This is a genomic window from Streptomyces physcomitrii (assembly GCF_012273655.1).
GTDB classification, from domain to species: domain Bacteria; phylum Actinomycetota; class Actinomycetes; order Streptomycetales; family Streptomycetaceae; genus Streptomyces; species Streptomyces physcomitrii.
Genome location: NZ_JAAWWP010000001.1, coordinates 312,324 through 338,442, shown reverse-complemented (window position 1 = coordinate 338,442; position 26,119 = coordinate 312,324). Strand labels below are relative to the sequence as shown.

At 72.3% G+C, this 26,119-nt stretch carries 24 protein-coding genes; 7 read left to right on the top strand and 17 right to left on the bottom strand.

The genetic code is table 11. From position 1 onward, the window contains the following. Positions 1 to 66 precede the first annotated feature (66 nt). The 9 genes from HFV08_RS01460 to HFV08_RS01420 all read right to left on the bottom strand — a co-directional run bounded on the left by HFV08_RS01460 (position 67) and on the right by HFV08_RS01420 (position 11,858). Entirely contained in the window at positions 67 to 870 is an 804-nt protein-coding gene (locus HFV08_RS01460) for an SDR family oxidoreductase (protein ID WP_168534980.1), read from the bottom strand. 85 nt (positions 871 to 955) lie between these two features. Next, the gene (locus HFV08_RS01455) at positions 956 to 2,623 is read right to left on the bottom strand and encodes an FAD-binding dehydrogenase (RefSeq protein WP_168534978.1); all 1,668 of its coding nucleotides are present in this window, start codon (positions 2,621 to 2,623) and stop codon (positions 956 to 958) included. Continuing rightward, positions 2,620 to 3,285, bottom strand: coding sequence for a TetR/AcrR family transcriptional regulator (locus tag HFV08_RS01450; RefSeq protein ID WP_168534973.1), 666 nt, complete (start codon positions 3,283 to 3,285; stop codon positions 2,620 to 2,622). The genes HFV08_RS01455 and HFV08_RS01450 overlap by 4 nt, the downstream gene beginning before the upstream one ends. Positions 3,286 to 3,560: 275 nt before the next feature. Beyond that, a complete protein-coding gene (locus HFV08_RS01445) occupies positions 3,561 to 4,385 on the bottom strand; it encodes an SDR family oxidoreductase (RefSeq protein ID WP_168534971.1) in 825 nt (274 codons plus the stop codon). After that, entirely contained in the window at positions 4,382 to 5,566 is a 1,185-nt protein-coding gene (locus HFV08_RS01440) for an MBL fold metallo-hydrolase (protein WP_246341422.1), read from the bottom strand. Before HFV08_RS01440 ends, HFV08_RS01445 begins: the two co-directional genes overlap by 4 nt. Before the next feature lie 158 nt (positions 5,567 to 5,724). Further along, complete coding sequence (locus HFV08_RS01435) at positions 5,725 to 6,744, bottom strand: AraC family transcriptional regulator (RefSeq protein ID WP_168534969.1); 1,020 nt, start codon at positions 6,742 to 6,744, stop codon at positions 5,725 to 5,727. A 209-nt stretch (positions 6,745 to 6,953) separates the two neighbouring features. Continuing rightward, positions 6,954 to 9,059: an MMPL family transporter gene (locus HFV08_RS01430; RefSeq protein ID WP_168534967.1), complete on the bottom strand. Its 2,106-nt coding sequence runs from the start codon at positions 9,057 to 9,059 to the stop codon at positions 6,954 to 6,956. 217 nt (positions 9,060 to 9,276) lie between these two features. Then, positions 9,277 to 11,127 carry a M4 family metallopeptidase gene (locus HFV08_RS01425; protein ID WP_168534965.1) on the bottom strand — a complete coding sequence of 617 codons (1,851 nt, stop codon included), beginning with the start codon at positions 11,125 to 11,127 and terminating at the stop codon, positions 9,277 to 9,279. Between the two features lie 293 nt (positions 11,128 to 11,420). Beyond that, positions 11,421 to 11,858: an ATP-binding protein gene (locus HFV08_RS01420; protein ID WP_168534963.1), complete on the bottom strand. Its 438-nt coding sequence runs from the start codon at positions 11,856 to 11,858 to the stop codon at positions 11,421 to 11,423. Positions 11,859 to 12,147: 289 nt separating this feature from the next. On the opposite strand from HFV08_RS01420, the gene HFV08_RS01415 reads away from it, so the two are divergent. The 7 genes from HFV08_RS01415 to HFV08_RS01385 all read left to right on the top strand — a co-directional run bounded on the left by HFV08_RS01415 (position 12,148) and on the right by HFV08_RS01385 (position 16,654). Next, a complete protein-coding gene (locus tag HFV08_RS01415) occupies positions 12,148 to 12,999 on the top strand; it encodes a helix-turn-helix domain-containing protein (protein WP_168534961.1) in 852 nt (283 codons plus the stop codon). A 9-nt stretch (positions 13,000 to 13,008) separates the two neighbouring features. Further along, positions 13,009 to 13,200, top strand: coding sequence for a hypothetical protein (locus HFV08_RS01410; protein ID WP_168534959.1), 192 nt, complete (start codon positions 13,009 to 13,011; stop codon positions 13,198 to 13,200). A gap of 278 nt (positions 13,201 to 13,478) precedes the next feature. Further along, positions 13,479 to 14,729 carry an IS256 family transposase gene (locus HFV08_RS01405; protein ID WP_168534957.1) on the top strand — a complete coding sequence of 417 codons (1,251 nt, stop codon included), beginning with the start codon at positions 13,479 to 13,481 and terminating at the stop codon, positions 14,727 to 14,729. Beyond that, positions 14,726 to 15,061, top strand: coding sequence for a hypothetical protein (locus HFV08_RS01400; RefSeq protein WP_168534955.1), 336 nt, complete (start codon positions 14,726 to 14,728; stop codon positions 15,059 to 15,061). The genes HFV08_RS01405 and HFV08_RS01400 overlap by 4 nt, the downstream gene beginning before the upstream one ends. Positions 15,062 to 15,079: 18 nt before the next feature. Then, the gene (locus HFV08_RS01395; RefSeq protein WP_168534953.1) at positions 15,080 to 15,235 is read left to right on the top strand and encodes a hypothetical protein; all 156 of its coding nucleotides are present in this window, start codon (positions 15,080 to 15,082) and stop codon (positions 15,233 to 15,235) included. 84 nt (positions 15,236 to 15,319) lie between these two features. Beyond that, positions 15,320 to 15,895: a hypothetical protein gene (locus HFV08_RS01390; protein WP_168534951.1), complete on the top strand. Its 576-nt coding sequence runs from the start codon at positions 15,320 to 15,322 to the stop codon at positions 15,893 to 15,895. 162 nt (positions 15,896 to 16,057) lie between these two features. Further along, positions 16,058 to 16,654, top strand: a complete 597-nt coding sequence (locus tag HFV08_RS01385) for a Uma2 family endonuclease (RefSeq protein WP_168534949.1) — start codon at positions 16,058 to 16,060, stop codon at positions 16,652 to 16,654. Positions 16,655 to 16,706: 52 nt separating this feature from the next. On the opposite strand, the gene HFV08_RS01380 is transcribed toward HFV08_RS01385, so the two are convergent. The 8 genes from HFV08_RS01380 to HFV08_RS01345 all read right to left on the bottom strand — a co-directional run bounded on the left by HFV08_RS01380 (position 16,707) and on the right by HFV08_RS01345 (position 25,288). After that, entirely contained in the window at positions 16,707 to 17,609 is a 903-nt protein-coding gene (locus HFV08_RS01380; RefSeq protein WP_168534947.1) for an NADase-type glycan-binding domain-containing protein, read from the bottom strand. 941 nt (positions 17,610 to 18,550) lie between these two features. Further along, a complete protein-coding gene (locus HFV08_RS01375; RefSeq protein WP_168534945.1) occupies positions 18,551 to 19,108 on the bottom strand; it encodes a phage tail protein in 558 nt (185 codons plus the stop codon). Further along, a complete protein-coding gene (locus HFV08_RS01370) occupies positions 19,105 to 21,066 on the bottom strand; it encodes a putative baseplate assembly protein (protein ID WP_168534943.1) in 1,962 nt (653 codons plus the stop codon). The genes HFV08_RS01375 and HFV08_RS01370 overlap by 4 nt, the downstream gene beginning before the upstream one ends. Further along, a complete protein-coding gene (locus HFV08_RS01365; protein WP_040248823.1) occupies positions 21,066 to 21,503 on the bottom strand; it encodes a gp25 family contractile injection system sheath assembly initiator in 438 nt (145 codons plus the stop codon). The genes HFV08_RS01370 and HFV08_RS01365 overlap by 1 nt, the downstream gene beginning before the upstream one ends. A 67-nt stretch (positions 21,504 to 21,570) precedes the next feature. Beyond that, entirely contained in the window at positions 21,571 to 23,505 is a 1,935-nt protein-coding gene (locus tag HFV08_RS01360; protein WP_168534941.1) for a VgrG-related protein, read from the bottom strand. Further along, the gene (locus HFV08_RS01355; protein WP_168534939.1) at positions 23,502 to 24,230 is read right to left on the bottom strand and encodes a CIS tube protein; all 729 of its coding nucleotides are present in this window, start codon (positions 24,228 to 24,230) and stop codon (positions 23,502 to 23,504) included. The genes HFV08_RS01360 and HFV08_RS01355 overlap by 4 nt, the downstream gene beginning before the upstream one ends. A 68-nt stretch (positions 24,231 to 24,298) precedes the next feature. Further along, complete coding sequence (locus tag HFV08_RS01350; protein ID WP_040248832.1) at positions 24,299 to 24,724, bottom strand: phage tail protein; 426 nt, start codon at positions 24,722 to 24,724, stop codon at positions 24,299 to 24,301. Between the two features lie 105 nt (positions 24,725 to 24,829). Next, positions 24,830 to 25,288, bottom strand: coding sequence for an extensin (locus tag HFV08_RS01345; protein ID WP_168534642.1), 459 nt, complete (start codon positions 25,286 to 25,288; stop codon positions 24,830 to 24,832). Between the last annotated feature and the right edge of the window lie 831 nt (positions 25,289 to 26,119).

Below are 26,119 nucleotides of genomic sequence, written 5' to 3'. Positions count from 1 at the left end.
TCCTTTCTTGCGCACCGGTATTGCGCACCGGCCCGCGCGGGCCCTGCCTGATCCGGCGGAAAAGCCCTACGACAGCCCGTGCTTGCGCGTCACCAGTCGTTCGGCCGCCCCGTGGCTGAGCAGGCGGCGCAGGGTGAAGACCAGCGGGGCGTTGCTGCCCACGGCGTAGAAGGCCTTGGGGCGTTGGGCCCCGATCGCGGTGAGGATGGTGTGGGCGACCTTCTCGGCGGGGATGCCGATCGCCTCGTTGGCGTCGAGCTTGGCGGCGACCGTGCCGTACTCGGCCGCGTAGGGGGAGCCCGGGGCCTGGTAGCGGGTGCGGCGCTCGCTGATGCCGGTGCGGATCGAGCCCGGTTCGACGGTGCTCACGTAGACGCCGTACGGGGTGAGTTCGCGCCGGGCGGCGAGGCCGAAGCCCTTGAGTGCCGCCTTGGAGGCCACATAGGAGGAGCGGAAGGCGAGCGGGAAGCTGGCCAGCATCGAGCCGACCATCACCACCCGGCCGTGGCGCCGCTCCCGCATGCCGGGCAGCAGGAGCTGGGTGAGCCGCACCGCGCCGAAGACGTTCAGCTCGAACAGCCGCCGCAGGGCGTCCATCGGCAGCTCTTCGAGGGCGCCGAGCTGGCTCTCGCCCGCGTTGTTGACCAGGATGTCGACCGGGCCCGCGGCCTCGGCGCAGGCGAGGATGGACGCCTCGTCGGTGAGGTCGAGCGGCAGGTACTCCACTCCGGGCAACCGGGCTGCCTCGTCGAGGAGTTCGGGCTTGCGGCTGGTGCCGAGCACCCGGTGGCCGCGGGCGACCAGGGCGGCGGCGACGGCGCCGCCGATACCCGAGGAGGCGCCGGTGATCAGTGCGGTCCGCTGGGTCATGCCGTCTCCCTCGGGTGCCAAGTGGTGCTGGATGGGCGGGGGTTCGCCTCGGGTGCCGGGCAAGTGCCGTCCGGCGTGGCGGAGTTCACGCGAGCGACCGGGCGAGGGCGCGGCCGGCCGCGCGGCCGGAGAAGATGCAGCCGCCGAGGAAGGTGCCCTCCAGGGCGTTGTAGCCGTGCACTCCCCCGCCGCCGAATCCGGCGACCTCCCCGGCCGCGTACAGGCCCTCGAAGACCTCGCCGTCCGGCCGGATGACGCGCGCGTCGAGGTCGGTCTCCAGGCCGCCGAGGGTCTTGCGGGTGAGCAGGTTCAGGCGCACCGCGATCAGCGGGCCGTGCGCCGGGTCGAGCAGCCGGTGCGGCTTGGCGACGCGGGCGAGCCGGTCGGGGAAGTAGGCGCGCGCGTTGCGCACCGCCATCAGCTGCATGTCCTTGGAGTAGGCGAGGTCCACCTCCCGGTCGCGGGCCAGGACCTCCCTTTCGACCTGAGCGTAGTCCAACTCCGGTGTGCTGCCGAGGGAGTTCATGCCGTCGACCAGATCGCGCAGGGTGCGGCGTACGACGAAGTCCTCGCCGTGTTCCATGAAGGCGGCGACCGGACCGGTCGGGCCCTTCTTGACCCGGTTCAGGGTCAGCTTCAGGTCCTTCCCGGTGAAGTCCGGGTTCTGCTCGGAGCCGGAGAGCGCGAACTCCTTCTCGATGATGGTCTGGGTGAGCAGGAACCAGGTGTGGGCGTGGCCCGTGCGCTGGATGTGCTTCAGCGTGCCGAGGGTGTCGAAGCCGGGGAAGTACGGCGGGGGCAGCCGCTGCCCGGTCGCGTCCAGCCAGAGCGGGGAGGGGCCGGGGATGATCCGGATCGCGTGGTCGGGCCAGATCGGGTCCCAGTTCCTGATGCCCTCGGTGTAGTGCCACATCCGGTCGCGGTTGACGATGTTGCCGCCCGCCTGCTCGGTGATCTCCAGCATCCGCCCGTCGACGTGCGCGGGGACCCCGCAGATCATGCGGGCGGGGGCGGGGCCGAGCCGCTCCGGCCAGTTCCTGCGCACCAGTTCGGGGTTGCCGCCGATACCGCCGGAGGTGACGACCACGGCCTGCGCCCGCAGCTCGAACGAACTCACCTTGTCACGCGAGGACTTGACGCCCCGCGGCGCCGCGGAGTCTTGGAGCACCGTTCCGCGCACGCCCACCGCGGCGCCGTTCTCCACCACCAGCTCGTCGACCTGGTGCCGGTGACGGAACATCACCAGGCCTTCCCGCTCTGCCCTCTTGACCGGTTCGAGGAAGACCCGGACCACCTCGGGTCCGGTGCCCCAGGTCAGATGGAAGCGGGGTACCGAGTTGCCGTGGCCGGAGGCGAGTCCGTCGCCGCGCTCGGCCCAGCCGACGTTCGGCATGAACCGCAGCCCGAGGCCGTGCAGATAGCTCCGCTTGGGTCCGGCCGCGAACTCCACATACGCCTGCGCCCACTTGCGCGGCCAGTGGTCCTCGCGCTCGCGGTCGAAGGCGGCCGAGCCGAGCCAGTCCTGGAGGGCGAGTTCGTAGGAGTCCTTGATCTTCATCCGGCGCTGCTCCTCGCTGTCGACGAGGAAGAGGCCGCCGAGCGACCAGAAGGCCTGGCCGCCGAGGTTGGCCTCGTTCTCCTGGTCGAGGACGAGGACCTTGCGCCCGGCCCGGACGAGTTCGTACGTCGCGACGAGACCGGCGAGCCCGGCCCCCACCACGATGACGTCCGCGACGTCTGCCCGCTCGCTCACTGGTCTTCCTCGCCTTCGCCGGGACCTTCGGTGGAGTACGCCATCAGTACGTGGCGGAAGAGCTCTTCGCGGCGGGCGCGTACGGCCGGGTCCGCGGGTTCGAGAAGCACCTGCACGCTGGTGCCGTCGTGCACGGCGATCAGCGCCTGCCCGAGTGCGGTGCGGTCGGTGACCCTGCGGCCGATCCGTGCCAGGGCTCCTTCGACCAGGGGCAGCAGGGCGTCCAGGATCGCCGCCTCGCGGGCCGCCATCACGCGCCTGAGCGGCGGATTGCGCAGCGCGTGCGCGGTGAACTCGGCCGTCACCCGGTACCAGGCGTCGTCGACCGGGATCACGTCGAGCACGGCGCGCAGCACCCGCTCGGGGTCGTCCGCGTCCAGCGCGCCGGAGCCCTCGGTGGCCGCGATCGCCTCGCGCAGGCCGTCCCGCATCGCCGCCGCGCGCTCCTCCCACATGGCGAGGAACAGCTCGTCGAGGGAGGTGAAGTTCGAGTAGAAGGCGCCGCGGGTGAAGCCCGCGCGCTCGCAGACCCGGTCGACCGTGGAGCGCCCGAAGCCCTCCTCGGCGAAGACGTGCAGAGCCGCGTCGAGCAGCCGCTGCCGGGTCAGGGCGCGGCGCCGGGTGACCCGCTTGGGCTGCTCACCACGCGTCAGGGATGTCATACGGTGCCGCTCTCCGCCGCCGTCGTCGCCGCCGGGCCCCGGAGCGGTGACCCCGGAGCCGGTCTCCGGACCCGGTGCCCGGGCCCGATACGCGGACCCGGGCGGCTGAACCGCTGGATGGCCGAACCGCCGGACAGCTGGAGACCCGGATCCGATACGGGAATGTATCCAGTACGTTCGTGTATCGACAAGGGGTGGGACGGAGACCGGTCCGCGCGGGCCGGGTGAGCCCCCGGCGCGACGAGGCGGCGCGGCGGCGGAGTGCGACCGGCCCCCTACCCCGACCGGCGCCGCGCCAGCATCCTCCGCTGCACCCGCCGTCCCCGCGCGACCGCCAGCGGAAGGGCGCGCAGCCCGAGCGAGGGCAGGGCGTCCGCGAGCCGCACCTGGAGTCCCCGCCGGCGCGGTACGGCGGTCACCGGGCGCGGGCGGTCGAGGACCCCGCGTACCGCCGCGACGACCTCCTCGGGCCGGAGCAGCTTGCCGGAGAAGGAGAGCGCCGAGGCGGGGTCGTCGAGCTTGTCGTGGAGCATCGGGGTCCAGATGCCGTCCGGGCAGACGCAGGAGATGTCGACCCCCTTGATCCCGGCGAGCCGCAGATCGGCGAGGGTGCTCAGGCTGAAGCCGAGGGCGGCGTGCTTGGACGCCGCGTAGACCGCCTCGCCCGGCACCGCGGTCAGCCCCGCCAGCGAGACCACGTTGACGATGTGGCCGCCGGTCTCCCGCATGGCCCCGATCGCGGCGACCGTGCCGTTGACGGTGCCGAGCGCGTTGACCTCGATCATCAGGCGGCGTACGTCCGGGGGTTGCTCCCAGGCGGGCCCGGTGGCGAGCACCCCGGCGTTGTTGACCCAGACGTCGAGGCGGCCCGCCTCCGCGAGGACGCGGTCCCGTGCCGCGGTGACCTGCGCCTCGTCCCGTACGTCGACGGCGGCCCAGCCGGCCTCGGGGCCGAGCGCGGCCGCCGTGGCCCGGGCCGCCTCCGCGTCGAGGTCGGTGACCAGGACCCGGTGGCCGCGCTCGACCAGGGCACCGGCGATCAGCGCCCCGAGGCCGCGGCCCGCCCCGGTGACCACCGCTCCGGCGGGGGCGCGGCTCACCGGCGGCCGCCCTGGATCTCGCCGTAGGAGATGCCGCCGTGGACGTAGGTGGGCACCACCGGCCAGAACCGCTTCCACGGGGCGAGTTCGGTGGAGGGCAGGATCTGCAGCCAGCGCGGGTCGGCCGCGCACCGGTCGGCGAGGGTCTTCTCCTTGACCATCGAGTCGTACTGGTCGAGCGAGTCCTCAAGGGTGTTGGCGTTGGGGCAGATCTCGCGGCCGAACTCCTCGTGGTAGCGGCGCACTCCGGGAATTCTCGACAGCTCCGGCTGCCAGTTGTCCAGCGCGATGCCGTTCTCGGAGGAGACCCACACCCCGTCGGGCGTGTTCAGCAGCAGCGAGTGGTTGCCGTCGGTGTGCCCGGGGGTCCACAACAGCGCGACGCCCGGGCCGAGTTCGACGTCCCCGTCGAGGACGGCGAACCTCTCCCGGTCGACACCGCCGAGCCCGCCCTCGACGTACCAGGCCCACTGCATCGGGTGCAGCGACTCCAGGGTCGCCAGCTCGCGGCGCTGCACCAGCATTCTCGCCTCGCCGAACAGCGGTGCGCGCGGGGCGGTTTCGCCCTCGACGACCTCGGTGGAGCCCAGGATCATCCGCGGGTCCTGCACATGCAGGTGGTCGAAGGTGCAGAAGTCGATGTCCGCCGGGGTCAGCTTCAACTGCCGCAGAACGTCGCCGGGTTGGGCGTAGTAGCGGACGATGGCGCGCTCGATCAGCCCCCCGCCGGGGACCCGGTCGGTGAGCCTCCGCAGATTGCGGTAGAAGGGCGCCTCCGCGGAGCCGTCCGGCACCGTCGGCTCGAAGACCAGGGTGCGGGCCCGGCCGTCGAAATCCTCGTACTGCACGACGATCATCCGGTTGATCATCGAGATCAGCGGCAGCGTGGGCACCGAAACGGCGTTGTGGAAGGCGTACTTGACCGGATAGGGCGCCGCGGCGATGTCCACCGACCGCACCGCGCGCACCTGGCCCTGCGCGGTGAAGCGCTCCTTGTACGCCGCGGCGGCCGCACGGACCGCCCGCAGCCGTTCGCCACGCGGCCACACCTCGTGGACGCCGTCGAACTCGGGGATCGGGCGGGCACCGATCGCGGTCAGGTGCTCGGTGCCGGTCGGGTGATCAGCGCCTGCCGGACGGTGCTCGCTCCCGGTCGGACGGTCGGTTCCGGGGGTCGCCATGAGCCGCTCCTCGCTCGCCGCGTCGGTCGTGGGGTCTTCGGGTGGTCCGGGTCGTCGGGCCAGCAGGATGCCCGCCCGGGTGGGGCGGTACTTGTTCCCGCGCGACAATCTCCGGAGCGGCTGCGCGGCGGGGGCGGCCCCTGAGCGACCGGTGGTCCTCAGGCCCCGCCGCGCGTGAGGCGCCGTACCTCGCCGGGGCTGGCCCCCCGCCAGCGCCGTACCGCATGGCTCAGTGCGGACTGGTCGGCGAAGCCCGCCATCGCGGCCACCTGCCCGAGCGGCAGATCGGTGGTGGTCAGATACCGCAGCGCGAGATCCCGCCGTACGTCCTGGAGGATCTCCTCGAAGCCGGTCGACTCCGCGGCGAGCCTGCGTTGCAGCGTGCGCGGATGCATCCGCAGGAGCCGGGCGATGCGGGCGAGCACCGGCGGGGTGGTGCCGAGGCTCGCGGTCAGCGCCCGGCGGACATGGGTGGCGACCAGGCCTTCCGGATCGGTGTGGTGCCCGGCCAGGTAGTCGACGGCGAGCCGCCGGATCGCCGCGTCCGCGCCCCGGAACTCCTCGTCGAGGAGCCGCCGTTCCACCCGCAGCGCGGCGCTCGGGGCCCCGAACCGCACCTGGGCGCCGAAGAACTCCGTATAGCGCGCGACCGGCGACAGCGGCTGGTGCGGCAGCTCCACCGACCGGAGCCCGGTGAGGCTCCCGACCAGCGCCACCGCCACCCGCTGGAAGAGTCCGAGCCCCAGCTCCATGGCCTGCGGGGAGTACGGCGACTCGCGCGGATCCTTGCGGTAGGTCAGCGCGACGACCTCGCGGCGCCCGCGCGGATCCGCCTCCACGGCGATGCTCAGCGCCGGGCTGTGCACGAACAGGAAGCGCGAGGCGCACTCCAGCGCCCCGGCCACCGTAGCGGAGGCCTGGATCGCCACCGCCAGCCGGCCGAGGATGCTCAGATCCTGGTCGTCGGCGAGCCGGAGGCCGAAGTCGGGGCAGCCGAGGTCCCGGGCGACCGCGTCCAGCATCAGGTCGTGGCCGGTGATCGGGATCAGCCCCTCCTCGGAGGTCAGCGCCTGCGCCGGGATCGCGAACCGTTCGAGGAACTCCCCCGGATCGCCGCCGAGTTCCGCGACCAGCGCCGCGAAACCGCGCAGGCTGGCTCCCCGGATCATCGCGCTCATCGGGGGATGGTAGCCGCGTACGCGGGACCGGTGTACCTCCCCGCCCGGGGCGAGTGCGTCACCTGGCGCGCCCGGATCGAGGACACCTGGATCCTCAACGAGGGCCACTGCGGCTGAGGTTCACGGCCCCGCCGGGGCGTACGCGGCAATCGGCGGGGCCGCACTCGGCGACGGTCACCGGTCACCGGTCGTCAGTGAGCAGTCCCCGGTCACCGGTCACCGGTCACCCCGGGCGACCCGGTGGTCCCGCCGATGCGCAGCAGCCGGGCCAGCCGGTCGGGCAGCGTCCAGTTGATGCGTCCGAAGAGGCCGACGAGCGCGGGGGCGAGCAGGCCGCGGACGATCACGGCGTCGATGACGATACCGAGGGCGAGGGCCGTGGCGAGGATCTTGACCTCCACGGCCGGCACGGTGGCCAGGGCGACGAACGCCAGGAAGAGGATCAGCGCGGCGCTGGTGACCAGCCTGCCGGTGCGCGCGATGCCGTCGACCACGGCGCGGCCGGTGTCCCCGTGGGCGTCGTAGGACTCGCGCATCCGGGCCAGGATGAACACCTCGTAGTCCATCGACAGTCCGAAGAGGAAGGCGAAGACGGCGATCGGCACCCAGGTGGTGACCGCGCCGCTGGCCTGCTGTCCGAAGAGCAGTTCGGAGCCCCAGCCGTGCTGCCAGATCAGGACGGTGACGCCGTAGGCCGCGGCGAGCGAGATCGCGTTGAGCACCAGCGCCTTCACCGGGAGCCACAGCGAGCGCAGGGCCTTCGCCAGGAGCAGGAAGGTCACCACGACCACGGCGAGCACCACCCAGACGACGTCCCGGTAGACGGCGTGCACGAAGTCCGCGTCCTCGGCGGGGCTGCCGCCCACCCGCGCGCCGCCGCCGTGCTCGTCGACCGCCTCGCGGATCCGGTCCAGCGCGGCCTTGCCCGCTCCGCTCGCCGGATCGCGGTCCAGATAGACCTGGAGCAGGCAGTCGCCGTCCGCCGACCAGCCTCCCGCGCGCGGGGCCGCCGCCGCGGCGACACCGGGCAACTTCCTCAGCTCGCCCGTCAGTTGGTCACCCGCGCCGCACGGCGCCAGCACCTCGACCGGCCGCAGGAACCCCTCGGGCACCCCGCCCTCGACCGCCGCGGTCGCCGCGCGTGAGGCGGGGCTGTCCGAGCCGAGCCCGCTGAGCTGCGGTGAGCCGAGCGAGAGGCCGAGGACCGGGACGCCGAGCGCGAGCAGGACCGCCGTACAGCCGAGGACGGTACGCAGGCGCCGCCGCAGCACCCCGCGGGCGATCGCCGCCCAGAAGCGGGACCAGCCGTCCGCGGGCTTGCGGCGCGGCCACTGCAACCGCGGGCCCCAGGCGCTGAGCAGGGCGGGCACCAGGGTGAGCGAGGTGGCCACGCTGAGCAGGGGGATGAGCAGGCCGCCGAGCCCGATGCTGCGCAGGAACGGCAGCGGGACCAGGACCAGCGCCGCCAGCGAGACGGCCACCGTCACCCCGCTGAAGAGGACCGAGCGCCCGGCGGTGCGCATGGCCTCCCGTACCGCGGCGTCGTTCTCGCGGCCCTCCGCGCGCTCCTCGCGCCAGCGGGTCACCACGAGGAGGGAGTAGTCGATGGCGACGCCGAGACCGATCAGGCCGACCAGGTACTGCACCACGAAGGAGACATCGGTGAGGGTGGTCAGCCCGAGGAGCGCGAGGAAGGTGGCGAGGATGGACACGGCCGCCACGAGCAGCGGCACCCCGGCGAGCAGCGAGCCGAAGACGAGCGCGAGGACCACCAGCGCCCCGGCGGCCCCGAGGACGACCTCGACGAGCACGCCCCGGTCGTCCTCGCCGTTCCCGCCCTCGGCCAGCAGCAGGAAACCGGTCAACTCGACGCCCGCACCGGCCCGTTCGACCACCGCCTCCACTCTCGGCTGCGCGGCCGCATAGGGCTCGGCCCCGGGCGTCACCGGCGGATACAGCAGGGCCACCGAGGTCCGGCCGTCCTTCGCGGTCAGCGCCCCGGCACCCGGCTCGGCGGCCGTGACCACCCGGGTCCCCGGCACCGCCTCGCGCACCGCCCGGCCGAGCGCCGCGGCCCGCCGCGGGGCGTCCGCGCCCTCGACGACCGCCGCGAGCGGGTCGGTGGAGCCCCCGCCGCGGTAGGTCTCGGCGATCCGCACATTGGTCTCGTACCCGGGCTGCCCCGGCAGCGCGAAGGTGTAGCTCAGCCGGTCCGTGGTGGTCGGGGCGAGCAGCGCCCCGGCCAGGGCCGTCACCAGCCAGATCCCGGCCACCAGCAACCGGTGCCGGAGCACCCAGTCGGTCAGCCTCTCCACCGGCAACTCCCCACGAACGGCACGTACGACGGCACGGACTCCGGCGGCGATACGCACAGGAGCGCCGCCGGCACCGGAGAGACGTATGCCACCACATCGCCACTCGAACCCCCGCGCTCACGAAAGCGGCGCCCCCTCGCGCACGGGGGTCGCGAGAGGGCGCCGGGGCGGACCGGGCCGAAGGGGAAGGGACGGCCGGGTCCGGTTCGGGTGAACGTCAGTGGGACGTACGGGACTTGGGGGCCTTGGGGGCCTTGGGTGTGTTGGCCGCGGTGACGTTGACGCCGGACCAGGCCGCGTCGACCGTCTTGTACTCGGTGCTGTCCTTCCCGTACAGGTCGGCGGCGGCGCTCAGGGTCGCCTTGCGGGCCTGGTGGAAGTCGGTCGTGGAGACCATGTAGCGGGTCAGCGCCTGGTAGAAGATCCGGGTCGCCTTGGACCGGCCGATGCCGGTGACCTTGGAGCCGTCGTGGGTGGCCGCGTCGTAGTCCACCTTCCCGATGGTCTTCTTGCCGCTGCCCTCGGCGAGCAGGTAGTACGCCAGCGAGGAGACCCCGGAACCGGCGTGCACCTCGGTGTCGTAGGCGTCCTTCGACCAGTAGTCGACGGTGCCTTCGAGCTTGTCGAGGGAGGGCTTGTCGAGGCGGCGGAGGAACTTCTGCTCCAGGCCGAGCTGTTCGCCGATCAGGTAGTTGGGCGGAGTGTTCTCGTTGTCGGCGGAGAACTCGACGTTGGCGCCGAAGATGTCGGCGAGCGACTCGTTGAGGGCGCCGGGTTCGCCGTACTGGGTGCCCGCGCCGTCGACGCGGGTGGGCTCCAGGGCGGCGGTGGCCTCGACCACGCCGTGGGTCAGCTCGTGGCCGGTGACGTCGAGGACGACCAGCGGCTTGGTGAAGTCCTTGCCGTCGCCGTCGCCGTAGAGCATGCAGGCGCAGTCCGGCGACCAGAAGGCGTTGCCGACCTTGTCGCCGTAGTGGACCAGCGCGTGCGCGCCCTTGCCGTCGTTCCTGATGCCCTTGCGGCCGAGGCTCTTCTTGTAGAAGTCCAGGGTGTTGGTGATGCCGTACTGGGCGTCGACGGCGGCGGTGGCCGGGTCCTTGACCGAGCCGTCACCCCACTTGTTGTCCTTGTCCGTGAAGGCCTTGGCCTTGGCGAAGTCCTCCAGCTCGGCGCCGCCCGCGTCGCGGGTCTCGGTGCCGCCGCGGGTGCTGTCCTTCAGCGTGTACGAATTCGCGCCCGTCTGCGTGGTGGACAACTCCACCTTGCCGACGAAGAAGGAGGTCCCCTCGCCCTTGGCGGCCGAGGGGAAGTCGGCCGGGGTACGGGGGCTGATGCTCGCCGCACCGGTCGGGGCGCCCTTGGCGGGCACGGTCCGCGGGTCGACGGTGTCGCCCTGCGCGCGCAGCTTCTCCTTCACCGCGGGCGAGAGGAAGGCCTCGTCGACCGGGGCGTTGCTGAGGATCCTGCCGGTGGCGGCGTCGAGGACGACCTCGCTCCGCCCGCCCTCGGCGCTGCCGCTTCCGTCGACCTGCACCCGGTAGGCGAGCGCGGTGCCCGACTCCCGTGCGCTCAGGACGAGTTCGGCCTCACCCGCCTCGCCCTTCGCGGCCTCGGCCGCCTTCTGTCGGGCCTGGCCCTCGGTCAGCCCGGGCCTCGTCGACTTCACGCCGACCTTGTGCGGGTAGGCGCGGGTCACGCCCAGGTACGCGGACTTGGCGCTGAGGTGGACGACGAGGTCACCGCCGAGCACCGGCAGCCCCTGGTGGGTGCGGACGAAGCGGACGTGCTGCTTGCCGCCTGCGTCCACCAGGGCGTCGACGGCCTTGAGCTTGTCCTTCTTGCCGACGCTGGTCGCGGTGGCGTGGGCGACGGCGGCCTTGGCGGCGGCCGTGACCGCCGACTTGGCGGCCTGCTGGGAGAGCCCGCCCCGCGCACCGGCCGAGGCGGCGGCGGACTCGGCCGGGGAGGCGGGAGAGGCGAGCGCGGAGCCCGCCGCTCCGGCGGTGAGCGTCGCCGCGGTGGTCACGGCGACGGCTATGGACAGACGGCGTATGTGGGGTCTACGCACGTGCACTTCCTTTGCGCTGCGTGGCGGCGGGGGCACCAACCACTCGTACGCGCGGCGCCCTTGGGGCGAGACCGCGGGGACTGGTCGGTCCCGCACAGACCCTGCAACGCCTGGCATGCACATGTCTATACCGCTAGGCGGCTTTTACCCGCCCATGCCCCGTAATTAACAATTGCCCGACTCTGCGTGACAGTTGAATGACCACGGGTGCTTCTGTGAAGGCGTGGTGAAGCGCCCTGCTCCCAGCAAGAGGGCATAAGTCGGGTCCGGGTTGCCCGACAGGAGGGAGCAATTCACACCCAACCGCCACCGGGCAGCGGCAGGCCCGCGATGACCGACTTGCCGCGCACGGGCCGCGGGCGCACGGCCCAGGTGGCGGCGAGGTGATCGACGAGGACCAGCCCCCGGCCGCTCTCACTGTCCGCGCTCGGCCACCCCACCTCGGACATCCGAGCCGCCGACCCGCCACTCTCCCCCGGATCCGAGACGGCGAGCCAGTAGTGCCCGTCCGCGGGCCAGAGCACCATCTCCACCAGCTCCTCCTCCCCGGCCCGCGCACCATGCCGTACGGCATTGGTCACCAACTCCGAGGTCAGCAGGTGCAGATCCTCACCGATCTGGGGCCACAGCCCCCGGGGAAGCGCCTCGACCACCGCCCGCCGGGCCCGTGCCACAGAGGCGGGCCGAGCGGGAAAGCGCCAGAGGGAGGGTACGAGCGGGATTTCGGGCATGGCGAACTCCGTTGAGGTGGTGGGGTGTTGGGGTTTCGGGGCACTGACGCGCCGAGACCGCACGCGACCGGTGGCCTACCGCCCTGGACGCGGGCACACCTCACCCCAGGACGAGTGGGCATGCTCGCGCGGTGCGCTTCCGGCATCGCGTTGCGTGTCTTGCGCGTGACTCAACGCTAGCCCCTCCGGGGGGTACTTGTCTCCCAGTGCGGAGGTAATTACCCCTTACGCATTGGACCGGGGATCGCTTGGCGGGGCAGACTGATCGCAGACATCTGGAGAGAGACACATGCCTACGCGACGCACGCCCACTCAGCGCCAACGACGCCTGGGTACCGAACTGCGAAAGCTGCGCACCGCCGCGGACCTCACCACGGACTACGCGGCGGGCCTCCTGGGGATGGACCGCACCCGTATCGCCAACATGGAATCCGGGATCCGGAGCATCAACGCCGAACGCGTGCGAACACTGGCCAGCAACTACGCCTGCGGCGACGACTCCCTCATCGACGCCCTTGTCGCCATGGCGGACAATCCCGAACGCGGCTGGTGGGAACGGTACCGGGGCACTCTTCCCTCAGGACTTCTCGACATCGCGGAACTGGAATGGCACGCGCGCCGCATCCTCACGGTCCAGACGATGCACGTCCCGGGACTACTTCACACCGAGGACTACGCACGCTGCATCTTCGATGCCGTCCTGCCGCCACTCCCGCGCCTGGAGGTCGAGTTGCGAGTCCAGCATCGAATGGAGCGGCAGCAGGTCATCTCTGACCCGCTCTCGCGTCCGTACGTCAACTACGTGCACGAAGCAGCGCTGCGCATGCAGTTCGGCGGCCGCACGGTGATGCGCAAGCAGCTGGAACACGTCTGCGCTGCCTCGGAACAGAGCAACGTCGAAGTACGTGTGATCCCGTTCGAGGCCGGCGTCTTTCCTGGAGCCGGGCATGCACTCCTCTACACCGAGGGCTCCGTTCCGCAACTCGACACTGCCCAGTTGGACACCGCTCACGGCGCCGAGTTCGTCCACGCCGAAGCCCAACTGGCCAAATATCGCAACCATCTGGCATGGATGGACGAACACTGTCTGAGCCCCGACCAGTCCCGGGAACTCATCTACTCCGCCGCCCGACAACTCTGAAGAGATCACATGCCTGACATCACTTGGGAACCCGCCTTCTGCGGTGAAGGAAACAACTGCTTCCGCCTCGGCACCGACGGCGACGGCAACGCCTACATAACCGTCAACGGCCAAGAGGACCGCTACCTCACCGACACCCGCGAAGCGCTCCGGGCCCTCATCACGGACATCAAGGCGGGCAAGGCTGACCACCTGCTGTAGCACCCAGACACAAAGAAACAAGACGCATGCTGACACACGCCGAGCCGGGTGACGCTCAGCAGGGCTCGTCCATCTGTTGTCCCTCACTGAGGAGACCCATGCCTGACATCACGTGGGAACCCGCCTTCTGCAGTGAAGGAAACAACTGCTTCCGCCGAGCAATGCTCAAGACCTGTGGATCGGTTCCGGGAGGGACGCGGAAGGCGTACCTTCCCGAATGATCCTTTGATGGTCTCCGAGTAGGCCCGCGTTGCAGCGCGGGTCGGTAAGGCACGCCCGTGCTCAGCGTAGTCACCGACGACGGCACCACCCAGTCCGGCTCCCTGATCGACGAGATCGTCCGGGAGGGCGCCCGCCGGATGCTGGCCGCCGCACTGGAAGCGGAAGTCAACCAGTACATAGCCGAGTTGGCAGCCGAGACCGACCAGCGCGGACGGCGCCTGATGGTCCGCAACGGCCACCACCAGCCCCGGACCGTGGTCACCGCAGCCGGCCCCGTCGAGGTCACCGCACCGCGGGTGAACGACCGCCGCGTCGACGACGAGACCGGCGAGCGCAAGCGGTTCTCCTCGAAGATCCTGGCTCCGTGGTGCCGCAAGTCGCCGAAGATCTCCGAGGTGCTGCCGCTGCTCTACCTGCACGGACTGTCGTCCGGGGACTTCGTGCCCGCGCTGGAGCAGTTCCTCGGCGGCACGGCCGGCCTGTCGCCCGCAACGGTGACCAGGCTGACCAGGCAGTGGCAGGACGACCATGCCGCCTTCCAGGACCGTGACCTGTCGGACCGCGACTTCGTCTACGTGCGGGCCGACGGCGTGGACCCGAAGGTCCGGCTGGGGCAGGCGCATTCGTGCGTCCTGGTCCTGCTCGGGGTCCGCCTGGACGGCACCAAGGAGCTGATCGCCCTGGCCGAGGGGCTGCGGGAGTCCACCGAGTCGTGGGCCGACCTGCTGCGCGACCGCCGCCGACGCGGCATGCGCGACCCGGAGCTGGTCGTCGGCGACGGTGCGATGGGCCTGTGGAAGGCCCTGAGCGAGGTGTTCCCCGACGCCCGACACCAGCGATGCTGGGTCCACAAAGCCCGGAATGTCACGAACTGTCTTCCGAAGTCCGCACAGCCGGGCGCGACGAAGGCGATGCAGGAGATCTACAACGCCGAGGACCGTGCCCACGCCGAGACGGCGATCGAGGCGTTTGCCAGGACCTACGGCACGAAGTGGCCCAAGGCTGCCGCGAAAATCACCGACGACCGGGACGAGCTGCTCGCGTTCTACGACTTCCCGGCGGAGCACTGGATCCAGCTGCGGACCACGAACCCCATCGAGTCGACCTTCTCCACGGTCAAGCTCCGAACCAAGGTCACGCGCGGGGCTGGCAGTCCGGCCGCCGCCTTGGCAATGGTGTTCAAGCTGGTCGAGTCCGCCCAGGAACGCTGGCGCGCGATCGCCGGCGCCCACCTAGTCGCCCTGGTCCGCTCCGGCGCCCGCTTCGAGAACAGCGTCCTGGTCGAGCGCACCGAGGTGGCGGCATGACCGAGCCACTCAACCCGGTCGGCCACGTGGCCGAGGTGGAACTGGCGATCGATCAGGTCACCATCGTGACCCCGACCGAGGTCACCGCGACCGTGCGCTGCATGCTCGGGCCCGTTCGCCGCGGTGCCCGCTTCGACCATATCCGTGACTCGGCAGAAGCCATCGACCTGGAACTGACGCAGATCCTCGCCTACCAGCGTCCCGTCGAAGAGCTCGACCCCGTCCACACCGCACTCGTGACCCTTCGAGGTACAGGAGTCCAGCACCTCATGTCAGCCACCCCCCGCTCCCGCTGGCAGGCCATCCGGGGAACCAACCCGCCACTGTCATAACCAAGCCATCCACAGGTATTGACTATTGCTCGCTTCCGCCTCGGCACCGACGCCGAAGGCAACGCCTACATAACCGTCAACGGCCAAGAAGACCACTACCTCACCGACACCCGCGAAGCCCTCCGGGCCCTCATCACCGACATCAAGGCAGGCAAGGCCGACCACCTGCTGTAGAGGGGAGGGCCGGCGCTTTACGAGGGCCGGTAGGTGTCGAAGTCGTGGTGACGGGCTGTCGGTGGCCGCTTCTACTGTTGCCCCATGGGGAACTACTTTCAGACCGTCGTCGATCTCGATGCCACACATGCGGACGCCCGGAGCCTGGCAGACAGCGGACTCGACTGGCTGGTCGGGGAGGGGATAGTCCGGGCCGAGCTGACCGACTGTGTTCTCGGGGCACCGACGGGGCATCCGCCCGGTCCCTCCTGGGCCAAGGCGGTCGGTCAGCAGGACTGGGAGCCCAGCGACGGACTCAGGATCGAGACCGACCGCACCGTATTCAACTGCGGCCAGGGCGAGCCCAGGTTCGCGGTGTGCCCCCATTGCGCCGGGCAGGCGGATTTCTACACCGACCGGCTGGAGGAGATCGAGGGTGCGTGGGACCTCTTCGGTGAGGCCATCAACGACTGGAGCGACACGGGCAGCGCGGCAGTAGCCTGCCCGCGGTGTCAGCGCCCCAGTGACCTGACCGCGTGGACCTGGTCGGATGACTACTTCGCCTTCGGGTATCTCGGTTTCGAGTTCTGGGACTGGCCCGACTTCAGCCCCGGCTTCCTCGAAGGTCTCTCCCGCGCGCTCGGGGGCCATCGCACGGTCCTCCTGAGAGGCAAACTCTGAGCGGGCCGGAGTTCCTCCGTCCTCCCCGTTCGGCCGGAGAGGGGTGCCTCCCTCAGTCGCTGCATGCCGCCCAGTGTGCAGAACTCGGATCGAGGTGCGGATCGCAGGATGCCCGCCGGCGACAGCGCGGCACAGGGGCGAGGCGAAGGCTAGGCTTGATCCATGACCGCACTGCCCGACTGGATGCGCCCGCCACGCGCGGAAGGCTGGTTCGCGGAGGACCTGGACCGCCTCCCCGAGGCGCCCCGCCACACCGAGCTCATCGACGGAGCGCTTGTCTTCATGATGTCGCCGCAGAGGTGGTGGCACGGCCACCTCATCACCATGCTCACGGTTGCCCTCATGGAGCAAGCGCCTGCCGAGTTCCGGGTGGGACGGGAGATGACCATCAAGCTGGATCAGCGGAACCGTCCCGAGCCGGACCTCCTCGTGACCACCGCCTCGTTCGAGGGCGACCGCACCTGGTTCACGGCCGAGGAAGTGAGCCTCGTCGTCGAGGTCGTCTCCCCCGAGTCCGCTCACCGTGACCGTACGGTCAAGCTGCGCAAGTACGCGGAGGCCGGGATCCCGCACTACTGGTGTGTCGAGGACGAGGACGGGTCCCCGGCCGTGCACGTCTACGAGCTGGACGAGCCGACCCGCGCCTACGCCCCCGCCGGGATTTACCGCGGCTCGCTCCGGCGCCCGGTGCCCTTCGCGATCGAGCTGGACCTGGACGCGCTCATCCCGCCGCGCGGCGGCAACGGAAGCGGCGGCTGAACCCACCGGACCCCGCCGCGGTCCCGTCCACGGCGAGGCACCCGGCGCCCGGTCAGCCCCCGTCGGAGTTCGACGGGCCGAACATCTCGATCTCGGCGAGGGCGACCTGCTTCTTCTCCGAGGTGGCGTACGCCGACTCGATGGTGAAGCGGACCTTGGTCACCTCGCCGACGCGGAAGGCGCGGCGCTGGCCGCCGGCTCCCTGGTCCAGGGTGAGGTGACGGGTCCTGGTCTTGCCCTCCTTGGTGGTGATGGTGGCCTTGAGGCGGTGCGGGAGGGCCGACTTGGTGAGTTCGTCGGCCTTGGTGGAGACGCCGGGGGTGATGATCAGGTCGAGCAGCCGGGTCGGCTGGTCGAAGCGGGCCTCGATCCACTGGCCCTCGCCGGTCCCGCGGATGCCGGAGCCCCACCAGGTGTTGTTGACCTTGTCGAAGGCCAGGTCCGGGTGGTGCCCCTGGTACGAGCGCGAGGCGCGGATGTCGTCCGGGGCGACCGGCGCGCGCTTGGCGAAGTGGTCCCGGGTGGCCTGCACCCCGGCCGGGATGCTGACCACGGCCCAGATCAGCAGGCCGAGGGCGAGAGCACCGACACCCCAGCTCAGAAGCCGGTCGAAGGCGCGGCGCAGCGGGGGCCGGTCGCCCGCCCAGGGGATCTCCCGGCGGCGGCCGAAGAGCGGCAGCCGACGCCACCACGGGCGGTGCTGCGCCTGCTGCATACCGTCCCGCTCCATCGGCATCGCGCAGCGGGTGCAGAAGCGGCGGTCGGGGCGGTTGGGGGTGGCGCACCACGGGCACGGCAGCCCGTGCTCGTGGCCCTGCTCGTACCCGGGCGCGCGGACCTGGGGCCGCTCGGCGAGCGGGCGGCCCGGCAGCACCGGGGCCACCGACCGGACCGGGGCGGGCCGGTGCTGCGGATCCTCCACCGGGACCAGGAGGGAGCGGACACGTTCGGTCATCGATTCACCGGCGGCCGGTACGGGCTCGGTGGGGGCGGTCTCGTCCGTACGGCGGGGTCCCGGGGCGGCGGGGGTTGCGTGCGGGGTGGAGGGGGATCCGCCCTGGGGCGCGCCGTGGAATCCCTGATGGGGTGCGCCTTGGGCCGAATGGTGTGCTGCCTGGGCGGAGTTGGCTTCGTTGTGCTGCGAACCGGTCGCGGGCCAGGCGGAGTTGGGTGCGCCTTGACCCGAACCAGCCCCGGGCCGGGACGGGTTGTCGTGGCGATGCGGGCCCGAGGGCTGGCTGTCCGGCCGGTACGGACCAGCGGACTGGGCGCCTGCCCGGGAGACTCCGTAGGACTGCCCCGAGGGGGAGGCGCCGGAGGACGGGCCGCCCGCCTCGGGCGGAAGCGGCAGGGAGGCGCTGCGCGGCGCGGGCGCGGGCACCTGCGGCGGGAGCGCGCCACCACCAGAAGGCCCGGCGCCACCGGACCGACCGTCACCGCCGGAGTGCCCGCGACCGCCGGAGTCACCACCTTCGGGCGCGGTGGGCCGCCGGTACGGACCGTCCTCCGCCGACCCGCCGGGCTGCTGCTGCGAACCGCCCACCACGGGCCCGGTGAACTGCGGATACGCGCCACCGCCCGCCGGGGGCGCGGCAGCCCGCCGGTGCGGATTCCCGGCGGCACCAGGCCCACCCGCGCCCTCCGCACCGGCACCGCTCCCACCCGAGGCACCCGAGGCACCCGAGGCACCCGAAGCGGCCGAAGTGCTTGAAGCGGCCGAAGTACCCGAAGCAGCCGGGGAGTTCGAGGATGCCGAGCCCCCCGGCGTTCCCTCGTCCCCGCGCTCCGTGCTCCGCCCCGGCCCCCGTCCCGTCCAGCTCAGGACCGCGCCGCAGGCGTCGCAGAAGGACTGGCCCGGTTCCGCCCGGGTGCCGCATTCGGCGCAGTTCTGGGAGGTCATGTCTGCGGAGTCCTTTCGGCGGGGGTCACCTTGACCGTGAAGGGCATATGGGCGGGGCGGGCGGCGGCCACCAGGGCGGAGAGGCGGTGTTCGTCCGCCGGTTTGGGGTCGGGCAGCCGCAGGGCGACGTGCAGGCTCGGGCGCGGGACGCCGGGGAAGCGGCCGAGGGGGCGGGCGCTCCAGTCGGCGCCGCCGCTCTCGGTGATCTCCGGTTCGGCGCCGAAGGCCAGCCGTACCGTCTCGGCGAGTCCGCGCCGGGTGCCGCGTACCCGGTGCAGATACGCGGCGGCGGCGACCGCCGCGCGCAGCCGGGGCTCCGGTTCGCTGCCGTCGGTCTCGGCGCCGACCCAGCCGGCCAGCCAGCGGGTGAAGTCGACCGGGGCGAGGGCGGGGTCGAAGTAGGCGGGCAGGCAGTCGAGGACGTTGAGGATGGGGGCGAGGACCTCGTCGAGTCCGCCGACGAAGCGCTGGGCGAGGTCGTCCTCGGCGAAGACCGCGGGCAGCATCGCCCCGATCGGCGCGGAGGAGCCGAGCCCGTCCACCGAGCCCCTCATGAGCCGTCCCCGATGACCCGGACCCGGTGGTCGAAGGAGAAGACCAGGGCCGGGGCCTCCAGGTCGATGCGGTCGGTGGGGTCGCCGCGCTTGCCGGTCAGCGGGTCGGCGGGGTGCAGGGTGACCTGGTCGACGAGTTCGACGCCGGGGACGCGTTGCAGCACCGCGAAGACCTCGCCGGACTGGACCGGGCGGCCGAAGGGCCAGCCCTTGCCGTCGGCGCCGCCGGTGAGCGGGTCGAGGTGGCGGTAGAGGGCGTCGTGGGCCTGGCGGCGGACCCGGTCGGTGTCCACCCCGCGGAAGGCGTGCACGGTGGCGACCACGGTGACGCCCTGGTAGTACGGCGGGCCCACGGCGAGCCGGGTGCCGATCAGCCTGCGCTCGTCCAGGTGCCGGGTGATGCGCTCCAACAGGGCGTCGCCGGGCACGAGTTGCTCGAAGCGGAGCCGTCCGCCGGGGTCCGGCACGGCCTGCGGGACGACCAGGACCCGTACCGCGTAGGAGCCGTAGTCGCTCTCCTTGCCCTCCAGGCAGGTGATGCGGGCGGTCTCGGGGGCGGCGCGGCGGGCGAGTTCCTCGTAGTCGCGCAGGGTCACGGCGCGCTCCTGGGCGCGCAGCGTGATCGGGGCGCGGACCTTGGCCTCCTCGACGCTCTCGCCGTCGACTCCGCCGCGGGCGGCCTCGCGGTTGACGACCTCCGAGACGTACGGCACGGAGGTGCGCAGCACCCGGACGGCGCCGCGGGCGACATTGCCCCGCCGGCCGCCGCCGGTGCGGTAGCGGCGGGCGCGCAGTACGGCGCCCTTCTCGGGGACGGCGCCGTACTGCCGCAGGGTGCCGTCGGGTTCGCGGACCGAGGGGCCGAAGGCGATCTCGCCGGTGGCCGCGTCCAGGGTGAGGTGGCGGTCGGCGGGGCCGGAGGCGGCGAAGTGCGGGACGACCCGCCAGTCCTGCCAGCCGCCCTCGGGCCCGGCGCTCTGGAGCAGCAGCGGCGGGTCGTCGCCGACCACGGGGGCGTGGGCGAGCCGCAGCCGCTGGCCGGGCAGCCCGGTGGACTCGCCGAGGCCCTCGTCGTCGACGGTCTCGGCGTGCACGGCGGGCGCGGTGCCGCCGATGGTGAAGCCCTCGGCGGCGCGCACGGTCGGCGAGGTGGTGTAGAAGGGCTGGCCGGGCAGGGGTTCGGTGACGCGGCAGCGCAGCCAGCCCGCCTCCTGGCCGCCGGAGCGGGAGAGCTGGTGGCCGCCGGGCACGTGCAGGATCAGCTCGCCGGGGCGGTTGAGGCCGCCGGTGCCGTCGCGCTCCAGCTCGCACTCCTGCCAGCCGTCCGCGGTCCAGGCCTCCCACACCAGCGGCGGCTGGCGCGGGTCCACGCCGACGCCGTCCACCCGGCTGTCCAGCTCCAGGGCGACCGCGCAGTGCGGGACGGCGGCGCTCAGCCCGAGCAGCATGCAGTCGCCGGGGCGGGGCGCCTCGGCGAAGCAGAGCAGGTCCTTGCCCGCTTCGAGGTCGCTGGTGCGGTCGGTGACCGCCTCGCCCTGGTGCTGCACCACCAGATGCCGCAACTCGCTGGGCACGACGGTCAGTTCGCGTTCGGTGGCGAAGACCACCGCGTCGTCGCCGTCGCCGCCGAGGGTGGCCGCCTCGGTGCCGAGCGGCAGCAGCACCGGGTCCTCGTGCGGCGCCGAGAGCCAGAAGGTGAGGTCGGTACGGGCCGCGGACGGCGGGAAGAGGGTGATGCCGACCAGGTCGAGGAAGGCCAGGTGGTTCTTCTCCGGGACCCGGTTGAGCCGGTAGACGATCTGGTCCGCCATGTGCGCGACCGTCTCGACCAGGGTCACCCCCGGGTCGGAGACGTTGTGGTCGGTCCACTCCGGCGCCCGCTGCTGGATATAGCGCTTGGCGTCGTCCACGAACTGCTGGAAGCGGCGGTCGTCGAGGTTGGGTTGGGGCAGTGCCATCAGCGGTCGCTTTCGGGAAGGGCGCCGGATTCGGCGTCCGGGTCCTCGTGGGAGGGGATGACGTAGAAGGGGAAGACCAGGCTGCGCGGGTTGTTGGTGCCGCGGATCGCGTAGCGCACGTCGATGAAGAGCACGCCCTGCTCCTCGCCCGCGGTCACCTCCACGTCGTGCACCTCGATGCGCGGCTCCCAGCGGTCCAGGCTCGCGTAGACCTCGTGCTGGATGCGGCCCGCGGTGGCCTCGTTGACCGGCGCGAAGACCAGGTCGTGGATGGCGCAGCCGAATTCGGGCCGCATCGGCCGCTCCCCCGGCGCGGTGGCGAGCACCAGCCGGATCGCCTCCTCGACCTCGCGCTCCCCGCTGACCAGGGCGATGCCCCCGGTCGGCCCGATCCGCAGCGGGAAGGCCCACCCGGACCCGACGAACTGTTCCGCCACAGCCCCTCACCAGCCTTTCGTACGCGTACGTGTCGTGCTCGGCCCCGCGCGGTCCACCGCGGGCACCTCAGGGTCCGATCGGGGGCGGCAGCGGCTTGCCCTTGTAGGTGAGGGTGGAGACGATGCTCATCAGGCCCGCGCCCATGGTGATGTTCGGCGAGGTCAGGCTGAGCACGCCGATCGCGCTGACGTTGACCGCGCCGGTGCCGTTCACCGAGACCGCGCCGAGCGCCTTCAGGGAGAGCGCGCCCTTGGCGTCCACGTTCACCGGGCCGCCCAGCGAGCGCAGGTTGACCATGCCGGTGCCCTGGATGTTGACCATGCCGCCGCTGCGCAGGGTCAGGGTGCGGCCCGCCTTCAGGGTCAGATCGGTGCCCGCGGTGATGGAGACGGAGCGGCTGCCGGTGATGGCGACCGTGCCCTTGCTGTCCACGGTGATCTCGGTCTTGGCCCGGTCCAGGTTGATGGTCAGCCGGTCGTTGCCGGTGCTCAGCCGCACGCCCTGCTTGCCCGCCGGGCCGTTCGGGCTGCTGAGCAGATCCATCCGGTTGCCCTCCCGGTCGGAGAGGGTGTGCCGGGCGGCCTTGTTGCGGGCGCCCGCGTAGAGCGGCTCCTTGACCTTGGTCGGGTCGTCCTTGCCGTTGTAGAGCCCGCCGATGACGTACGGGTGGTCGAGCGCGCCCCGGTCGAAGCCGACCAGCACCTCGTCGCCCACGTCCAGCGGGAAGATCGAGCCGCCGCGCTTGCCGCCCCACTGCACCACCCGGGTCCAGTCGCTGACGTAGGCGTCGTCCAGCCACGGGAACTGGAGCTTGACCCGGCCCTGCTTCTTCGGGTCGGAGACGTCGGTGACCAGGGCGCTGACCGTGCCCGGCAGCCGCAGCGCCTGGTCGCCGCCGCCGGAGGCGAGTCCGTACAGGGAGCGCCACTGCTGGCCGCTGACGGTGATCCAGGTCTCGTAGTGCCTGCCCTCGCTGAAGACGTGCCGGACCGAGGTCGGGGTGTACTTGCCCGCGAAGGGCTCGCCGACGTCGGCGAGGGTCACCGGCACCCCGGGGCGCAGCCAGGGCGCCCCGCGCACCACGACCTCCAGCTCCGCGAGCGAGCCGCTCACCTCGGCGTCCAGCGCCTTGGCGGCGGTGCGGGTCTCGGCGGGGCTGTCGTAGGGGGTCTGGGTCTCCACCAGCTTGGTGTTCCTCAGCTTGGTGGAGGCCTCGGCGGGGGTGACGCCGATGCTGATGCCCGGGTTCGGCTGCACCGTCAGGGTGGTGGTGGCCTTCTTCTTCTGCGCCACGTCCCAGCCGCGCGCCTCGACCTTGTTGTACTGCTCGGCGCCGGAGACCGCGGAACGCAGCCGCAGGATGTCGATACCGGCCTTCAGCTCGAAGCGGTTCTTGCGGCCCGGCGCGCTCGGCGCGGGCGCCCCGCTGGCCTTGTCCGGCACCGCGAACTGCAGCTTCCCGCGGGCGTTGACCCACAGCGCCATCTCGTTCTCGTCCGCGAGCCGCTGCAGGAAGTCCCAGTCGCTGACCCCGGACTGGCTGATGAACTCGTACGCCGGCGCCTTCGTCGACTCGACCCGGCCGAGCGGGATCCGCGCCTCCCCGGCGAGCTTGGTGGCGATGGTGTTGGCCTTCATCTGCCGGTACGCGGCGACCCGGCGCCGCCGCATCAGCCGGTGCCCGAGGTCGTAGCCGCGGATCACCGCGAAGCTGCCGGTGCCGTCGTAGTCGGCCTCCATCGCGCAGACCTCGCCGGTCAGCAGCGGGCCCGCGGTGGACTTGCCGTCCGAGACCGGGGTGATGACCACCTCGCTGCCGAACTTCACCTTCAGCTCGCCGAGCACCCGGCGGTAGGGATCGCGGAAGAGCAGCCGGAAGGCGGCCGGGACTCCGACGCCCTGGTCGACATAGGCCTCGGTGAGCAACGGCTTCTGGTCGGTGGTGAGTTCGCGCCCGTCGATGGTGACGACCGCGATGCTGGAGTAGGCGGGGGTGCTCACGCGTGCCGCACCTCCTCCACGGCGGGCAGCACCAGTTCGGTGCCCGCGGGCAGCCGCGCCGGGTCGTCCAGGCCGTTGGCCTCCGCGATCGCCCGCCAGACGGTGGCGTCCCCGTACTCCCGCCAGGCCAGCGACTGGAGCGAGTCCCCCGCCACCACCTGGTGCACCCGCTGCGCGGTGAGCGCGCCCGAGGTCGGGTTCTGCCCCTTGGTCTTGCCGGGGATCTCGTGCAGCCGCACCTGGCAGGTGGCCCGGATCGGCACCCCCGTCGTCCCGAAGAGCGAGTACGAGACCTCCACGCTGCTCACGTACGCCGTGAACCGCGCCGTGGAGAAGGAGCCCCACTGGAGCACCACCCAGGGCGGCGAGGGCTGCTTGGCCGCGATGCTCCGGCTGGTCACCTCGCAGCAGGCGAGCAGCGACTCGACCTTCTTCAGGACCGTGTTGCTGCTCGGCTTGTCGGAGGAGTCCAGGAAGATCTCCACCGTCATCTCGCGCGGCTCGGGCCCCATGAACTCCGGTATGGAGCCGTCCCGTACGGCCACCGTCGGTGTCGCCTTCCACTGCGCCCGTACGGAGAGCGAGAGCTGCGCCGGGTTGAAGTCGAAGGCGAACGACTTGATCAGTCCGCCCGGTGTGGTGCTCGACCCCACCGGCGGTTCGTGGATGGCGAGGCTCGCGCGCACCAGGCTCTTGCCCGCGCCGCCCCTGCTTCCCTTGGCCATGGTTGTGCCTGTCCTCCCTTACCGCCGCTGTCCGATCTGCTGCGCGTCCGGCGCGCCCGGGCCGCCGCTCAGTCGGTGAACCCGTGGTGGGTGATCTCCAGGACCTCGGTGGCGACCGCCGGGTTCGCCGGGTCGAGCGAGGGGCCCTGCCAGCTGACCGGCATCACGTCGATCAGGCCCCAGCGGGCGACCTCGGAGCCGTCCGCGCGCAGGGCGGCGATCTGCGCGGTGGGCCGGGTCAGGCCGGTGGTGACCGAGGAGATCCACTTGGCGACCTTGGTGGTGTCCGGGGTCAGCGGCCGGGTCAGCCGGATCGTGGAGAAGGTCACCCGGGACGGCAACTGCCAGACGAAGCCGTTGTTCCCGCCCTCCTGCCGGTGCTCGACCTCCACCGTGGACGACAGCCCCTCGCACCCGTTGAAGTACCCGAGGCTCTCGCCGTCGATGGTCAGGGTGAAGAAGATCGTGGATCCCGGGTCGCGGTCGCGGGACATCGGGGGCCTTTCTCGGTGGGGCGGGGGTGGAGTGCCGGGTGGGCCGGTCGGTGCGGGTCGGTCGGTGCGGGCCGGTCCGCTCTGGTGCGGCGGGCCCCGGGCGGGTCAGCGGCGGGGGTCGCGGAGGCGGCCCACGCGTTCGCGGTCCTGGCGGAGTTCGGTACGCAGCAGCCGGGTGATCCGCCCGGTCAACCGGTGGGTCAGCTCGTCGAGTTGGAAGTCGGTGAGGGCCCGGGGGTCGAAGCCGCCGTCGGGGACGGGGGTGTAGGAGGGGGGATCGTCGCTGCCGCCTCCGCCGTCGCCTCCGCTGCCGCCCTCGGTGTCGCGGGTGCGGGTACTCGTGCTCGTGCCGGTGCCGGTGCCGGTGCTGGTGGCGGACTGGTGGCGGGTGGTCTGGGCGGGGGCGTGGCTCGCTTGTCCGCGGGAGGCCGGGGTCCGGGTCTGCTCCGGTGCGGTGGTCTGCGATTCGGGGGTGCGCTGGACCGCGGGTGGGGCGGGGGTGGGTGCGGGCAGCGGTGCAGGCGTCGGCCGGGGTGCGTCCGCCGGGGTGAGGGGCCGGGTCACCGGGAGCGGGGTGGCGCTCGGGGCGGTACGGCGCAACGGGACGGCGGGCGCGGCGCGTCGGGCACTCGGGCGCGGGGCGCGCTGGACGACCGGGGGCGTCGCCAGGGCCGTGGCGGGGAGGGGCGGGGCGGCCGGGGGCCGGGGGCCGAGCGGCGCGTCGACGGTCGGGAAGGCGGGCGGCGCGAGGACGGCGGGGGTGACGTCGGGCGCCTCAACGGGTGCTACGCCAGGGGGTGTTGGCGTGGCGCCGGAAGCGAGTGGGGCCGGCCTGGTGGGCGGCTCGGGGGCCGGGTGGGTGCCGGTGGCGGAGGTGCCCTGGCCCGGGAGGGCGGCGCGCTGGACGGCTGGCTTGAGTGCGGCCGGGGCCGGTGGTGTCGGCTTCCGGGGTGCCGGGTTCGGTGCGGAGGAGGGGGCTGCCGCCGGGCTCGCGGGGGCTGCCGCCGGGGCTGAGCCGGTCTCCCCCGAGGTCGAGCCGGTGTCCAGCGGGCGGGTCAGGGGGCGGGCTGCGGTGGGTACGGCGGGCTGCGGGGCGGGAGCACCGAGTCCGAGGCGCCGGGGGGTGGCCGGTGCGGCGCGCTGTACGGAGCGGTGCGGGGCGGGGGCCGAGGTGCCGGGAGGCGGGGTCGGCCGGTCCGGGGCTGCGGGGGCCTGGGCGGTCGGTGCCGGTGTGCCCCTGGTGGCGGGGCGGAGGCCGGTCGTGCTGCCGCTCTCGGTGGGGCCCTTGGTCGGGACGGGCGGGCCCGAGGTGCGGTCGCCGGATGCGGCCCTACGTGAAGTCTCCTGCACCGAAGCCGAGTTGGGCGCTGCCGGGGCAGGGGTGGCTGCTCGTGC

Coding starts and splice junctions, on each gene's coding strand:
- HFV08_RS01460 (WP_168534980.1), bottom strand. CDS start 870: ATGACCCAGCGGACCGCACTGATCACCGGCGCCTCCTCGGGTATCGGC.
- HFV08_RS01450 (WP_168534973.1), bottom strand. CDS start 3,285: ATGACATCCCTGACGCGTGGTGAGCAGCCCAAGCGGGTCACCCGGCGC.
- HFV08_RS01440 (WP_246341422.1), bottom strand. CDS start 5,566: ATGGCGACCCCCGGAACCGACCGTCCGACCGGGAGCGAGCACCGTCCG.
- HFV08_RS01435 (WP_168534969.1), bottom strand. CDS start 6,744: ATGAGCGCGATGATCCGGGGAGCCAGCCTGCGCGGTTTCGCGGCGCTG.
- HFV08_RS01420 (WP_168534963.1), bottom strand. CDS start 11,858: ATGCCCGAAATCCCGCTCGTACCCTCCCTCTGGCGCTTTCCCGCTCGG.
- HFV08_RS01415 (WP_168534961.1), top strand. CDS start 12,148: ATGCCTACGCGACGCACGCCCACTCAGCGCCAACGACGCCTGGGTACC.
- HFV08_RS01410 (WP_168534959.1), top strand. CDS start 13,009: ATGCCTGACATCACTTGGGAACCCGCCTTCTGCGGTGAAGGAAACAAC.
- HFV08_RS01400 (WP_168534955.1), top strand. CDS start 14,726: ATGACCGAGCCACTCAACCCGGTCGGCCACGTGGCCGAGGTGGAACTG.
- HFV08_RS01390 (WP_168534951.1), top strand. CDS start 15,320: ATGGGGAACTACTTTCAGACCGTCGTCGATCTCGATGCCACACATGCG.
- HFV08_RS01385 (WP_168534949.1), top strand. CDS start 16,058: ATGACCGCACTGCCCGACTGGATGCGCCCGCCACGCGCGGAAGGCTGG.
- HFV08_RS01380 (WP_168534947.1), bottom strand. CDS start 17,609: ATGACCGAACGTGTCCGCTCCCTCCTGGTCCCGGTGGAGGATCCGCAG.
- HFV08_RS01375 (WP_168534945.1), bottom strand. CDS start 19,108: ATGAGGGGCTCGGTGGACGGGCTCGGCTCCTCCGCGCCGATCGGGGCG.
- HFV08_RS01370 (WP_168534943.1), bottom strand. CDS start 21,066: ATGGCACTGCCCCAACCCAACCTCGACGACCGCCGCTTCCAGCAGTTC.
- HFV08_RS01355 (WP_168534939.1), bottom strand. CDS start 24,230: ATGGCCAAGGGAAGCAGGGGCGGCGCGGGCAAGAGCCTGGTGCGCGCG.
- HFV08_RS01350 (WP_040248832.1), bottom strand. CDS start 24,724: ATGTCCCGCGACCGCGACCCGGGATCCACGATCTTCTTCACCCTGACC.